This window comes from Burkholderia sp. BCC1208 (assembly GCF_902833095.1).
Taxonomy (GTDB): domain Bacteria; phylum Pseudomonadota; class Gammaproteobacteria; order Burkholderiales; family Burkholderiaceae; genus Burkholderia.
Window position 1 is genome coordinate 461,565 of sequence record NZ_CADFDY010000003.1, and the last position, 12,860, is coordinate 474,424.

The 12,860-nt window shown below is 68.4% G+C and carries 12 protein-coding genes; 2 read left to right on the plus strand and 10 right to left on the minus strand.

Annotated elements, in window-relative coordinates; all coding sequences use genetic code 11:
* The first annotated feature begins 90 nt into the window (after nt 1-90).
* Together HWX09_RS09670 and HWX09_RS09675 are read left to right on the plus strand one after the other, a co-directional pair.
* Nucleotides 91-1,344: a LysR family transcriptional regulator gene (locus HWX09_RS09670; RefSeq protein ID WP_027786359.1), complete on the plus strand. Its 1,254-nt coding sequence runs from the start codon at nt 91-93 to the stop codon at nt 1,342-1,344.
* A gap of 182 nt (nt 1,345-1,526) precedes the next feature.
* Nucleotides 1,527-2,423 carry a DUF1932 domain-containing protein gene (locus HWX09_RS09675; protein WP_027786358.1) on the plus strand — a complete coding sequence of 299 codons (897 nt, stop codon included), beginning with the start codon at nt 1,527-1,529 and terminating at the stop codon, nt 2,421-2,423.
* A gap of 62 nt (nt 2,424-2,485) precedes the next feature.
* Here HWX09_RS09675 and HWX09_RS09680 read toward each other — a convergent pair whose 3' ends face one another.
* The 10 genes from HWX09_RS09680 to HWX09_RS09725 form a co-directional block, all read right to left on the minus strand.
* Complete coding sequence (locus tag HWX09_RS09680) at nt 2,486-3,091, minus strand: DNA-binding protein (protein WP_027786357.1); 606 nt, start codon at nt 3,089-3,091, stop codon at nt 2,486-2,488.
* Nucleotides 3,088-4,335: an MFS transporter gene (locus tag HWX09_RS09685; RefSeq protein WP_027786356.1), complete on the minus strand. Its 1,248-nt coding sequence runs from the start codon at nt 4,333-4,335 to the stop codon at nt 3,088-3,090. Before HWX09_RS09685 ends, HWX09_RS09680 begins: the two co-directional genes overlap by 4 nt.
* Before the next feature lie 263 nt (nt 4,336-4,598).
* The gene (locus HWX09_RS09690; protein ID WP_027786355.1) at nt 4,599-4,928 is read right to left on the minus strand and encodes an H-NS histone family protein; all 330 of its coding nucleotides are present in this window, start codon (nt 4,926-4,928) and stop codon (nt 4,599-4,601) included.
* A gap of 324 nt (nt 4,929-5,252) precedes the next feature.
* On the minus strand, nt 5,253-6,602 hold the full coding sequence (locus HWX09_RS09695; RefSeq protein WP_027786354.1) for a reverse transcriptase family protein: 1,350 nt from the start codon (nt 6,600-6,602) through the stop codon (nt 5,253-5,255).
* Nucleotides 6,603-7,022: 420 nt separating this feature from the next.
* Nucleotides 7,023-7,778 carry a histidine utilization repressor gene (gene hutC, locus HWX09_RS09700; protein WP_027786353.1) on the minus strand — a complete coding sequence of 252 codons (756 nt, stop codon included), beginning with the start codon at nt 7,776-7,778 and terminating at the stop codon, nt 7,023-7,025.
* Between the two features lie 50 nt (nt 7,779-7,828).
* Nucleotides 7,829-9,322, minus strand: a complete 1,494-nt coding sequence (hutH, locus tag HWX09_RS09705; protein WP_027786352.1) for a histidine ammonia-lyase — start codon at nt 9,320-9,322, stop codon at nt 7,829-7,831.
* A 7-nt stretch (nt 9,323-9,329) separates the two neighbouring features.
* Complete coding sequence (locus tag HWX09_RS09710) at nt 9,330-10,121, minus strand: ATP-binding cassette domain-containing protein (protein ID WP_027786351.1); 792 nt, start codon at nt 10,119-10,121, stop codon at nt 9,330-9,332.
* 28 nt (nt 10,122-10,149) lie between these two features.
* Nucleotides 10,150-10,896 carry an ABC transporter permease subunit gene (locus HWX09_RS09715; RefSeq protein ID WP_027786350.1) on the minus strand — a complete coding sequence of 249 codons (747 nt, stop codon included), beginning with the start codon at nt 10,894-10,896 and terminating at the stop codon, nt 10,150-10,152.
* A gap of 12 nt (nt 10,897-10,908) precedes the next feature.
* Nucleotides 10,909-11,631 (minus strand): ABC transporter permease subunit, encoded by a 723-nt coding sequence (locus HWX09_RS09720; protein ID WP_027786349.1) that lies wholly within the window; start codon nt 11,629-11,631, stop codon nt 10,909-10,911.
* 91 nt (nt 11,632-11,722) lie between these two features.
* Nucleotides 11,723-12,583: a transporter substrate-binding domain-containing protein gene (locus HWX09_RS09725; RefSeq protein ID WP_027786348.1), complete on the minus strand. Its 861-nt coding sequence runs from the start codon at nt 12,581-12,583 to the stop codon at nt 11,723-11,725.
* Between the last annotated feature and the right edge of the window lie 277 nt (nt 12,584-12,860).

Sequence of the window (12,860 nt, forward strand, 5' to 3'; positions counted from 1 at the left end):
ACCCCCGTTCCGGTAAAGTCGAGCGACCTGCCGCCGGCGCGCCGCGCGCCGGCCGGCATTCAACGCGGCCCATCTGCACCTGACCGACCCATGGACAACAGCGACCTTCCGAACCTCGCCGGCCTGTACGCGGTGCAGCGCGTGTCCGAAGCGGGCAGCGTGAGCCGCGCGGCCGCGACCTTGTTTCGCGCGCAGTCTGCTGTCACGCGCGCCGTGCAGGAAATCGAAACGGCGCTCGGCGAGCCGCTGTTCGACCGGAAACCATCCGGCATGCTTGCGACACCGGTCGGGCGCGCAGTGCTCAAGCGCGGTGAGCGCGTGTTCGCCGAACTCGGCGAGCTGGCGAACTGGTGCGTGCTACGCCAGTCGCGACGGCGCGCATCGGCCGAGGGCGGGCTACCCGCGTATCTGCTCAACACGCGACGGCTTCAGCTGTTCTCGACGCTCGCGCGGCACCGGCACATGCCGAGCGCGGCGCGCACGCTCGGCGTCACGCAGCCGGCCGTCAGCAGCGCGATCCGGATCCTCGAGAGCGGCGCGGGGTTCGCGCTGTTCCATCGCCATCCGCGCGGCCTGCTGCTGACGACCGACGGCGAGACGTTCCTGCTGCACGTGCGGCGCGCGCTGAACGAATTGCGGCACGTCGCCGACGACGTCGCCGCGCTGCACGGCAGCATCCAGGGCACCGTGACTGTCGGCGCGCTGCCGCTCGGCCGCACGCTGATCCTGCCCGAAGCCGTCGCGCGCGTCGTCACGCGCTTTCCGAAGGTGCGCGTGATCACCGACGAAAGCGCGTATGAAGCGCTCGTCGCCGGCGTGCGCGCGGGCGATATCGACTTCATCCTCGGCGCGCTGCGCGCCAGCGACCCGACGAGCGATCTCGAGAACGAACGCCTGATGTCGGAGAACCTCGTCGTGCTCGCGCGGCGCGATCATCCGCTCGCCGGCGTGCGCAACCTCGGCATCAAGAGCCTCGCCGCGGCGCAATGGATCCTGCCGCGCAGCCATGCCCCCGCGCGCGGCCTGTTCGACGCGCTGTTCCGTCGCCTGAAGCTCAAGCCGCCGATGCCGACGGTCGAATCGGCTGACCTTGCCGTAATCCGCGGCCTGCTGCTGCACACCGACATGCTCGCGGTACTGTCCGCGCAGCAGCTGCATTACGAGTGCGACTCGGGGCTGCTGGCCGTCCTCGACGTCGCGCCGATGCGCGAGACGACGCGCGATATCGGCCTGATGACGCGCACCGGCAGCCCGCCGTCGCCGGCCGCGCGTGCGCTGATCGACGCGATCCGGATCGTCGCGACCGAAGTCGCGCGCTCGCCGCACGCAACCGTCGCGCGATAAAGAAAGCGCATGACCGGAGCGGCGGGTTCACATTGCATGGGCGCCGGCCGTCAGCCGACAATATCCAGCACCGGCCGATCGGCGCGGCGTCGATTCTCGATAGCGTCATCAACGACCCGGATACCGACGTTGCGAGCGCGACACGGCTTTTGCCCGACCCAGGTTCTGAAGGAGCGACACGCATGAACGAATCGACGCTCGCGTTCATCGGATTCGGCGAGGCCGGCGGCCTGCTCGGCGGTGCGCTGGCCGCGCGGAATCTGCGCGTGACGATGTACGACCGGCAACTCGACGACGCGCGCGCCGCGCCGGCGATGCGCGACAAGGCCGCACGCCTGAACGTGCAGGCCGCGCCGAGCGTCGCCGACGCGATCCGCGATGCGCGGTGGATCGTCTCCGCCGTCACCGCATCGTCCGATGCCGACGTCGCCGCAGCCGTGGCCGCGTGCATCCGGCCGGGCCAGACCTTCATCGACATCAACTCGGTGTCGCCCGCGCTGAAGCTGCACGGCCAGCGGCTGATCGAAGCCGCCGGCGGCCGCTATGTCGAATCGGCCGTGATGGCGCCCGTGCCGCCTGACGGGCTCGCGGTGCCGATGCTGCTGGGCGGCCCGCAGGCCGAAGCGGTCGCGCACGAACTGAAAGCGCTCGGCTTCAACGCGCGGGCCGTATCGCCCCGGGTCGGCGTCGCGTCGGCGGCCAAGATGTGCCGCAGCGTGATGATCAAGGGCATCGAGGCGCTGACCGTCGAATGCCTGGGCGCCGCCCGCGCGTACGGGGCCGATGCGCTCGTGCTCGCATCGTTGCGGCAGACCTTCGACCGGTTCGCGACGTCGCCCGACCTGCCCGGCTACCTGATCGGCCGCGTTGCCGAGCACGGCCGCCGGCGCGCGGCGGAAATGCGCGAAGTAGCCGAAACGCTACGCGAAGGCGGCATCGCACCGGAGATGAGCGACGCGTGCGCGCGCGTGCAGGATCGGTTCGTCGACAGGATGGCCGAACGTGGCCTCGACTATGCCGCACTGCTGCCGTTCGACTGGGCGCAGGTGCTCGACCTGCTGGACGACCGGCGGCGCTAAGCACCGGCAGTGGCGCGTGGAGGCCGCAACGCCTGCGATCGAAGCCGATCGCGCGACCTGACCTATCGCAGCGCCTGCGCCTGCTCCGCCGAAAACGCGTCTGCCACGAACCGGATCACGTCGTCGAGCGACGACGTGCACACCGCGTCCGCGGCAAGCGAGCGAAACGCCCCGTCCGGCCCGAAGCAGACGAGCGGCTTGCGCCAGCGCTGCGCGAGCGCAATTTCCTCGGCCGTGCCGTGCCCGCCCGGCAGCGCGACGATCAGGTCGCTGCTCAGCACGTTCACATAGTTGCGGTTGATCGTGTCCGGAGCCGCGCCCGGTTCCCGGCGCGGCAGCGGCGTGAGGACCGGAATGTCGACGAACGGATGCGGATAGCCGTCGAGCGGCACGAAGCCCGCGACCGGATCGGCCTGCGTCGGCAGGATGCCGATCGATCGGCCAGCCCGACCGGGCACGCCGGCGAACGCGCGCGCGACCGCCAGCATCACGCCCTGCCCGCCGCCCGTCAGCAGGTTGAACCCGGCCTGCGCGAGCCACGCGCCGAGCGGCTCCGAAAACGCGAGCCACGGCTCCTTGCCCGAGCCCATCACGCCGATCGTCCTGTTGTTCCGTTGCATCGTGGTTTCCGGTGAAATCGTGGCGGCGCAGGCGCGCATCGCGCTCATTCGAGCTCGACGCCCTTGAGTTCGGGGATCAGGAACAGCGTCGCGACCATGTCGAGCACGTAGAGGCCGGCGAGCAGCGCGATGGCCGTCTGGAACGAGTAGCGCGCGGCGAGCGCGCCGACCGCGACAGGACCAAAGCCGCCGACCGCGCGGCCGATGTTCCACAGTACGTTCTGCGCGGTCGCGCGTGCGGCCGTCGGATAGCCTTCCGACATCAGCGTCCCGTAGCCGCCGACCATCCCGTTGACGAACATGCCCATCAGCGCGCCGGCCCACAGCATCGCCGTCGGGTCCGACAGCCGTGCATACGCGACGACCGTCACGACCGAGCCGAGCTGGTACAGCAGGAACGTCGGCTTGCGGCCGATGCGGTCGGCCAGTTGGCCGAACACCCAGACGCCGATCATCATCCCGACGACGGTCGCCGCCGTCCACAGTCCCGATTTCGTCAGCGAGAAGCCCATCTGCTTCGACAGGAAGGTCGGCAGCCAGATCACGATTCCGTAGTAGCCGAAATTCTGGACCGAACACAGGATCACGATGCCGAGGCTCGTGCGCGCGGTGCGGCCGTCGGCGACGAGCATGCGGAAGGCGTTGGACTTCGGCTGCGCCGCGCGCTGCACGAACGCTTCGGGCTCGTGCAGCTTGTTGCGCATCGCCCAGGCGAGCAGCGCCGGCAACACGCCGACCACGAACATGCCGCGCCAGCCGATGTGAAGCAACAGAAACGGCGTCAGCAGCGCGGCCAGCAGCACGCCGGCCTGCCAGCCGAGCGCGACGTAGCACGACACGCGCGCGCGCTTGCCGGCCGGCCACGCTTCGGCCGCGAGCGCCATGCCGATCCCGAACTCGCCGCCGAGGCCGATGCCCGCGATGGTGCGATAGACGAGCAGATCCTGGAAGCCTTGCGCGAATGCGCACAGGCCGGTGAAGATCGCGAACAGCAGGATCGTCCAGGTCAGCACGCGCACGCGCCCGTAGCGGTCGCTCAGCGCGCCGAATACGATGCCGCCCGCGACCGCGCCGATCAGCGTCCACGTGACCAGCGCGCCGCCCTGCCCGGGTGTGAGGTGCAGCGCCGCCGTGATCGCCGGCAGCATGAAGCCGAGGATCAGCAGGTCGAAGCCGTCCATCGCATAGCCGATCGCCGATCCGGCCAGCGCTTTCCACGCGTACGCCCCGACCTGCTCCACGCGCGGGGCCGACGGGCCGCCGAGCGCCGAAGATTTCATGTTTGCTGCCATGGTGTCCTGCCACGAATGTCCGGCGACATTCTAAGGCCTGTGCCGGCGAACGACCGAGGCGCGCGCGTCGGCCCGCGCTGGCCGGACGGCTGGCGAGCAACGCGTGGAAAGGAGAAAGGGAAACGGGGATCCGGTGCGGCGGCAAGGCCGGCGATGTCGCGATCAGGCCGGACACCGGATGCAAGACTGCAGGCTGGCGGGGGATTGCCGGCCGAGCCGCCGGCGCGAACCAAACGGCGCCGGATGGCCCTGCGGCGCGGGCTTCAGCCCTGATCGTCCCCCGGCCACCAGGTTTTGGCCTCGCGGTCGACGGCGAGCGCTTCGAGATCCTTGCCGTCGAGCCATTTCGGCCGCGGGCCGCGCCCCGACCATGAGCGGCCGGTCGACGGATCGTAGTACTTGGCAGGCGCCTTGCGCTTGCGCTGAACGATGTAGCCGAGCGCGCTCAGCACTTCCTGCTGCGAAATTCCCAACAACTCGACCTGTTCCTTGAAGGCCGCGAGCGCGGCTTGCTTCTCCTTCTGCTTCGCCTCTGACAGCTTGATGTTCAGGTCCCGAAGTTGTGCTTCGAGTTCCTGCAGGGCCTGGGTCATGTATTCATCCTCTTTGGGCATGTTTTTGCAAAAAGCTCCGATGGCCGAACCTACCACGAAGTTCCGCCGATCGGGGCTGTCAAATAGGTGAATCGTCCACCTGAGCCGGCATGATTTGCGCGATGCGCACTAAACGACGTCGTGCGTCACTGACAGACAGGACCAGGCCGGCAATGGGCGGCACGCCGCGTACGCATGCACCGGGCGGACGGCGGCGGCAGGTGATCGCCGCACCAGGCACGGGTGCGGCATGGCGCGAATGATAGCAGTGCGCGGCGTCGCGATGCAGAAGTCGCCGGCCGGCGTCGATGCGGGCCCGACGGTTCAGCTGTCCGCGCCGTCGGCTTCCCACGCGATCCGGTCGAACAGCGCGCGCAGCTTCGCGCCGCGTGCCGCATTCAGCGCGGTCGCATGCGCGACGCGTCCGGCCAGATGCGCACGGAAATCCGGATGCGCGTCGCGATTCTGCGACGCCGGGCCACGCCGGATGCAGTTGGTCAGGATGGCCTTCAGGTGATCGAACGCGTCGCGCGCCAGGTTCGGATGACGATTGACGACCACGCCGGCCAGTTGCTGGCGCGTGCCGCGCCGCATCACGCGCGTCTTGCGCAAGTGCAGCGCGAAGCCTTCCTCGAGTGCGATCGCGGCGACCCGGACTTGCAACCGCTCGAGGTCGCGCGCGAGCGCGCCGCCGCCGGAAAACGCGAGATCGTCCGCATAGCGCGTGTAGGTCGCATCGAGCGAACGCGCGAGCGCGGCCAGCCGCATGTCGAACCGGAACGCGCACAGGTTCGCGAGCGCCGGCGACGTCGGCGCACCCTGCGGCAGATGCCGTTCGCGGTAGCGCTGGCGGCCGATCCAGTCGAACCGGTCGCGCAGGTCCGGCGCGAGCAGCCGCGCCGACGGCACGCGATTGGTGCACAGCCCGGTGAGCGCACGCGCGACTTCGGCCGGATACCCGAGCGTCGCGAACAACGCATGCACGCGCGCGGCGCGCACCGACACGAAGAAATCCGCGAGATCGAAGCGCACGACCACATCGCGATCCGCATGCGGCGCCGCGAACGACACGATCCCGTGCCCCTTGCGAAAACCGTGTACCGCGCCGTGCGGCGCAATGCGATCGAGCAGCCCGTGCAGGATGCGGCGCTGCGCTTCGCGCAGCCGCCCCTTCGGGATTTCGACGAGGCGGCACCCGCCGCTGCGCTTGTCGACCGCGACGTACGTGTAGTGATGCAGCGGCGTCGCGCTGCCGCGCGCATCGACGCGCCAGTGATCGGACAGCCAGTCGAGTTCCGGCGCGCTCACGCCGAGCCAGCCGGCGAGATCGCCGGGCGTTGGCCATTGCGGCACGTCGCAGCCGGCGAGCGGCGCCGGCAACGGTCGCTGGACCAGCGGCCGCCGCACGATGCGGATCACCGCCGGCCGACGGTCGCCATACCATGCGCGCACGAACGCGGGCGCCTCGGCCAGGACCGCCGCGAGCACGTCGGTATCGGTATCGGCCCAGTTCGTGCCGAAGCGCGCGAGCGCGAGGTTCGCGCATTCGTGCGTCCACGGCGACGCTTCGCCGAGCACGGCGGCCAGCCGGGCGACGACGCCGTCGCGTTCGGGCGGACCGGCGAGCATCGCCTCGGCAATCGTGCGGGTGGTGTCGCGCAGGGATGAGTGCATGGGAAAAGGGAGGCGGGACGATGAGTCAACGTGGCTGGTGCTGCGAGAGCCGTCGTTGCGCAACGCGCAACTTGCGCGCTTGCGACGCATCGGCGTATCGATCTGATCCACGGGGTAGCCCCGTAGTCCTGGAACATCGGCTGCCTGTTCCGGGCGTGTGCTTGACCCACCGCCCCGCGTCGGCGACTTTAACGGCCGGCGACGCCAGGTGTCAAATCGAGCCGGACGATGCGCGATGCGCGCCGGCGCCGCGATGCGGTCGCTCGTTTGCCCGACGCTCCCGACCGAATCGGGAACCCGCGCAGTGTATCGCCTTTCGATGCAGGTACGGCATTGCGCCATCCCGATCCATGCGGAGGCACCGGCCATCGCCGACTGAAGCGGCAAACGGTCCGCTCAGCGCTGACCCATCTCGCTTCCCTACATGTTGCCCGCCAGATGAAACCGCGACGCCGGATGCCACAGCCTGACCGACGTGGCGACCTGCTCGCCGACCCACGTGCGGCGTCGCAGCAGCAAGCACGGCTCACCGATTTCCATCACGAGATGCCGACGCACCTGCGCATTGGGCTTCTCCGCGTAGATCCGGAACTCCGCACGCTGGATCGGCGCCAGGCGCACCATGTAATGATTCGGCGTCTCGATCGTGAAGTCCTGCTCCAGATACGCGGGAAACAAGGCCGGATTGACGTAGCGATCCTCGAACTGGATCGGTTCGTCCTCCTCGTAATGCACGATGCGCGAATGAAACACGGGCCCGGTGCGCAGCCCGAGCGCATCGATCGCGTCCGGGTCGACGCTGCGCTCGATCAGCAGCACGCGCGCACTGTGCCGATGGCCGCGCTCCGCGATCTCGTCCGCGATGTTGCGGATCTCCAGCACCGTCGACTCGTAATGCCGGCGCTCGACGAACGTGCCGGCCCCTTGAATGCGCGTCAGCACGCGCTCGGCCGTCAGTTCGCGCAGCGCGCGCGACACCGTCATCCGGGCCACGCCGAATTCCTTGACCAGTTCGGCCTCGGTCGGGATCGCGCCGCCGGGCTTCCAGTCGCCCTTCGCGATCCGCTCGACGACGTAGCGCTTGATCTGCTGATAGGCCGGCAATGCCCGCGCCGGCACGGTGTCGGCCGACGCCTTCGCCGGCCGCGCGGAAAGTTTGCGTTCCGTTTCGCTCATGCGCCCTCGACCGAATGAATGTTGGGAGATCGGCCCGTCCTCGATCGTCGTCACTGCAACGACGGCGGCACACCGGCGACGATGCCGGTCGCGATCGCGATATCGTCCGCGAGCGGCCGGTCGTCGTGATACGCCGGCACGCGTGCGCGCACATGCCGCCACAGCGCGTCGGTCGCCGCGGCCCGCCCCGTTTCGTCCGGCTGCAGGTCGCACGCCTGCGCGGCGGCCAGCAGCTCGATCGCGAGCACGCGCGTCGTATTCTCGATGATGTCGAGCGCCTTCAGCGCGGCCGGCGTCGCATGACACAGGTGATCTTCCTGCAGCCCCGACGTGATGCCGCCGTCGAGGCTCGCCGGCGCGGCAAGCCGCTGATTCTGCGCGACCAGCGCGACCGCCGTGTACTGCGCGATCATGAACCCCGAACAACTGCCTCCCGGCGCGGCAAGAAACGCCGGCAGCCCGCTGACGAGCGGATTCACGAGCCGGTCGAGACGCCGCTCGGCGATCGCCGCGACCTGAGCCATCGCCGCCGCGAGGCTGTCCATCGCGAGCGCGATGCCCGCGCCGACCGCGTGCGCCTGCGAATGCACGGCCGGCGCCTCTCGCGTGCCGGCCACGATCGGATTGTCGGTGACGGACGCGAGTTCGCGGTCGACGACCTCTGCCGTGACGTCGAACACGTCGCGCGCCGCGCCATGCACGTGCGGAATCGTGCGCAGGCTGAGCGGATCCTGCGTATGCCGGCCGCTCGCCGCGGCAAGCATGCCGCTGTCCGCCAGCAGTGCACGCAAACGGGCGCCGACCTGCCCGATACCGGGCGAAATCCGCAGCGCGAGCGAAGCCGGATCGAATGCGGCGAGTTGCCCGCCGAGGTTCTCGAAGCTCATCGCCGCGATCCAGTCGGCCCAGTCGAGCAGCCGTTCGGCGCGGGCCAGCGCAAACGCCGCCAGCCCCGTGACGCACGGCGTCCCGTTGACCAGGCTCAGCCCTTCCTTCGCGCCGAGGACCAGCGGTTCGCGGCCGATGCGCCGCAGTGCCTCGTCGCCGCGCAGGCGTTCGCCGCGATGGCGCGCATGGCCGTGCCCGATGCAGACGAGCGCGACGTGCGCCATGTGGGTCAGATACCCGACCGAGCCGTGCGCCGGCACTTCGGGGAGGCAATCGTGCTCGAGCAGCGCGACGAGCTGTTCGACGACGTCGGCGCGGACGCCCGAATGCCCGTGCGCATAGTTGTTGATCGCGGCCGCGATGATCGCGCGCGTTTCGGCTGCACCGAGCGGCATGCCGACGCCCACCGCGTGACTCATCAGGATGTTGTGCGACAGCGTGCTCTGCTGTGCCGGCGACACGATCACGTCGCATAGCGCGCCGACGCCGGTATTGACGCCGTATGCGCGAATCCCGCGCGCGACGATCTCGTCGACGAGTTCGCGAGCGGCGACGACGCGCACGCGCGCATCGTCGGCCAACGCCAGCGGCTCGCCGGCCGCCACGGCCGCGACCTGTCGCCAGTCGAGCGGCCGCGCCCCACGGAATACGGTCATGGCAGCCTCAGTTCGCGGTGCGGTCGTGATGGCTCGACACGAATTGCCGGAAGCGCTCGGAGGTCTGCCCGCCGAACACTTCGTCGGGCGTTCCGTCCGTATCGACCTCACCCTGATGCAGGAACATCACGCGATTCGACACGTGGCGTGCAAACCCCATTTCATGCGTGACGACCAGCATCGTGCGCCCTTCCTCCGCCAGCGAGCGCATCACGCGCAGCACCTCGCCGACCAGCTCGGGATCGAGCGCCGACGTCGGTTCGTCGAACAGCATCACCTTGGGATGCATCGCCAGCGCGCGGGCAATGGCGACACGTTGCTGCTGGCCGCCCGACAGGTGCGCGGGATAGTAGCCGCGCTTGTCGGCGAGGCCGACGCGTGCGAGCAGCGCCTCGGCCTCCTCCACCGCTTCCGCGCGACTGCGCTTCTGCACGCGCAGCGGCCCCTCGACGAGGTTGTCGAGCACCGTCATGTGGGACCACAGGTTGAAGTTCTGAAACACCATGCCGAGCTGCGAGCGGATCCGGTCGACCTGGCGCCGGTCGCTCGGATGCAGCTTGCCGTCGCGTGCACGCTTCATCGCCAGTTCTTCGCCTGCGAGCGCGACGGAGCCGTCGTCGGGCGTCTCGAGCAGGTTCAGGCAGCGCAGGAACGTGCTCTTGCCCGATCCGCTCGCGCCGAGGATCGAGATGACGTCACCCTCGTGCGCATCGAGCGAAATGCCCTTCAACACATGATGATCGCCGAACGACTTGTGGATATTTCTGACCGACAGCGCAACGGGAGCAGGGGTGTTCATCGGATTCTCTTCAAAAGGACGGGGACGCTCAGGATGCGGCGCGCTGAGGATTGCGCGTCGCCGCGGCGGGCGCACCGGACGGCTTCGGCGCACGCAGGTGCCCGGAGAGCCGCCATTCGAGCGCGCCGAGCAGACGCACGACGATGAAGTTCAGGCCTAGGTAGATGATGGCCGCGCAGACGAACACCTCGGTCGTCCGGTAGGTTTGCTGGATGATCTGCTGCGCGACGCCCGTCACTTCCCACACCGTGACGAGGCTCGCCAGCGCGGTCGACTTGACGAGCAGCACGGCCTCGGTCGAGTACGCCGGCAGGCACTGGCGCAGCGCGATCGGGCCGATCACGCGCCGCAGCAGCGAGAAGCCCGACAGGCCGATGGAATACCCGGCCTCGATCTGCCCGACCGGTACGGCCATCAACCCGCCGCGCAGGATTTCGGCCGTGTAGCCGGCGGTGCACAGCGCAAGCGACAGCACCGCGCATACGTACGGCTCGCGCAGCACCGGCCACATGAAGCTCTCGCGGATCACGCCGAACTGGCCGAGCCCGTAATACACGAGGAACATCTGGATCAGCAGCGGCGAGCCGCGAAACACGAGGATGTAGGCACGCGCGAAGCGGTTCGGCAGCCAGCGCGGCGACACGCGCATCGTGACGATCACGAGCGACAGCAGGCCGCCGAGCACGAGCGATGCGAAGAACAGACCGAGCGTGGTCGGCACGGCCGCGAGCAGCTGGCGCAGCGTATCGAGGAGAAAAGCGAAATCGATGGACATGCTCGTTCTCCGTCAGTTGCGCGCGAAATTGCGGCGGAACGACCGGCCGACGATCGCTTCCGCCCGGTTGAACACGCGGTTCGACAAGCCCGTCATCAGCAGATACAACGCGCCGCCCGCGACGAAGAACACGAAGTACTGGTGAGTCGAACTGGCTGCGATCTGGCTCGTGCGGAGCAGCTCGGCAAGACCCGTGACCGAGATCAGTGCGGAATCCTTGAGACTCAGTTGCCACACGTTGCCGATACCGGGCAGCGCGAAGCGCAGCACCTGCGGAACCAGGATGCGCCGCAGCACCATGCCGCGCGGCATGCCGATCGCGCGCGCCGCTTCGAGCTCGCCTTTCGACACGGCGAGCACCGCCGCGCGATATACCTCGGCCTGATAGGCGCCCGAGATCATCCCGACCGCGAGCGCGCCGATCACGAACGGCGGCACGCCGATGAAACCTTCCGCGCCGAACCACTGGCCGACGGTCGTCACGAGCGTCGAACCGCCGAAGTAGAACAGATAGATGACGAGCAGTTCGGGCACGCCGCGAAATACCGTCGTATACAGATCGCCGAGCAGGCGGGCGGTGCGGTAGCGCGACAGCTTCGCAGCCGCGATCGCCGCGCCGATCACCGCGCCGACCGCGAGCGCGGCAAGCGTCAGCGCGACCGTCATCAGGGCGGCGAGCAGCAGCACACCGCCCCAGCCTTCGGATCCGAAGCCGAGCATTTCAAGAATCGCCATGCGTGCCTCCCGGCATGCGTTGAGTGAATCCGCTGGATGCGTGCCGCCGCGCGTCGTCAGGCGACTTACGCGGCGGCGCCCGAACGCGCGCTTACGGCGTGACGTCGGTCTTGAACCACTTGTCGGCGAGCTTCTTCACGGTGCCGTCCGCGAGCGCCGCGGCGATCGCCGTATCGAACTTCGTCTTCAGGTCGGCATCCTGCTTGCGAAACGCGAGCCCCTCGCCCGGCCCCCAGATCGGGCCGCCGAGCTTCGGCCCCGCGAGCACGATCGATGCGTTGTCCTTCTTCGCGTTGTTCGCCGCGTAGTACGTGACGTCGTCGAACGATGCATCGATGCGCCCGGCGACCAGATCGAGATCGCGTTCGGGCGACGTCTTGTACACGCGAATCGACGCGATGTCCTTGAAGCTGTCGTTGATGAATTTCGTGTAGACGGTGCCCGACTGGATACCGATCGTCTTGCCCTTCAATTGCTTGCGCAGCGTGTCGACGGTGGGCTTGTCCGCGTTGGCGTCACCCGTGAGCTTGACGATCGGCGCGCCGGGCGCGGCCTTCGGCAGGATCTTCGTATCGGTGACGGCGAACGTCGCCGGCGTCGCCGCGTACGGACGCGAGAACAGCAGGATCTTTTCACGCTCCGGCGTGATGGAAATCGCATCCATCAGGACATCGAACTTGCCGGCCTGCAGGCCGGGAATCATCCCGTCCCAGTCCTGCGCGACCATGTTGCACTGCACCTTGACGCGCTCGCACACGTTGGCGAGCAGTTCCGGCTCGAAACCGCCCAGCTTGCCGCCCGGCAGCGTGAGGTTCCACGGCGCGTAGCCGCCTTCCAGCGCGACCGTCACCGTCTTCCATTCCTTTGCCTGCACCGGTGCCGCAAGCGTTGCCGCCGCGGCCGCGATGACGCCGATCGCCCTGATTGCCCACTTGATGCGCTTGCCGTTCACGAGATTTCTCCTTGCGTTGAAGTTCGCCATCCCTTCGGTGCAGCAAGCCGCCTCAGGAATTTGTCTATACAAGCATGCAAGAAGAAAAACAGCGAGACAAGCGGCGATCAATAAAAACCGGGTAAACGCGGGAAATCCCCTAATTTCAGGGGTCCGGCGTGCATCGTTACGGGGAATTCCGGCACACGTTTGGTGCAATTCGAGCGGCCGAATCTCAAGGATGACTAGACAAATTTCGAATTCGATCGCCGGACGGGTTGGTCGTTCGGCGTCTCTC

Excerpts from the sequence above, each read along its gene's own strand:
- HWX09_RS09675 (WP_027786358.1), top strand. The coding sequence starts at position 1,527 with ATGAACGAATCGACGCTCGCGTTCATCGGATTCGGCGAGGCCGGCGGC.
- hutC (WP_027786353.1), bottom strand. The coding sequence starts at position 7,778 with ATGAGCGAAACGGAACGCAAACTTTCCGCGCGGCCGGCGAAGGCGTCG.
- HWX09_RS09720 (WP_027786349.1), bottom strand. The coding sequence starts at position 11,631 with ATGGCGATTCTTGAAATGCTCGGCTTCGGATCCGAAGGCTGGGGCGGT.
- HWX09_RS09695 (WP_027786354.1), bottom strand. The coding sequence starts at position 6,602 with ATGCACTCATCCCTGCGCGACACCACCCGCACGATTGCCGAGGCGATG.
- HWX09_RS09690 (WP_027786355.1), bottom strand. The coding sequence starts at position 4,928 with ATGACCCAGGCCCTGCAGGAACTCGAAGCACAACTTCGGGACCTGAAC.
- HWX09_RS09685 (WP_027786356.1), bottom strand. The coding sequence starts at position 4,335 with ATGGCAGCAAACATGAAATCTTCGGCGCTCGGCGGCCCGTCGGCCCCG.
- hutH (WP_027786352.1), bottom strand. The coding sequence starts at position 9,322 with ATGACCGTATTCCGTGGGGCGCGGCCGCTCGACTGGCGACAGGTCGCG.
- HWX09_RS09710 (WP_027786351.1), bottom strand. The coding sequence starts at position 10,121 with ATGAACACCCCTGCTCCCGTTGCGCTGTCGGTCAGAAATATCCACAAG.
- HWX09_RS09670 (WP_027786359.1), top strand. The coding sequence starts at position 91 with ATGGACAACAGCGACCTTCCGAACCTCGCCGGCCTGTACGCGGTGCAG.
- HWX09_RS09715 (WP_027786350.1), bottom strand. The coding sequence starts at position 10,896 with ATGTCCATCGATTTCGCTTTTCTCCTCGATACGCTGCGCCAGCTGCTC.
- HWX09_RS09680 (WP_027786357.1), bottom strand. The coding sequence starts at position 3,091 with ATGAGCGCGATGCGCGCCTGCGCCGCCACGATTTCACCGGAAACCACG.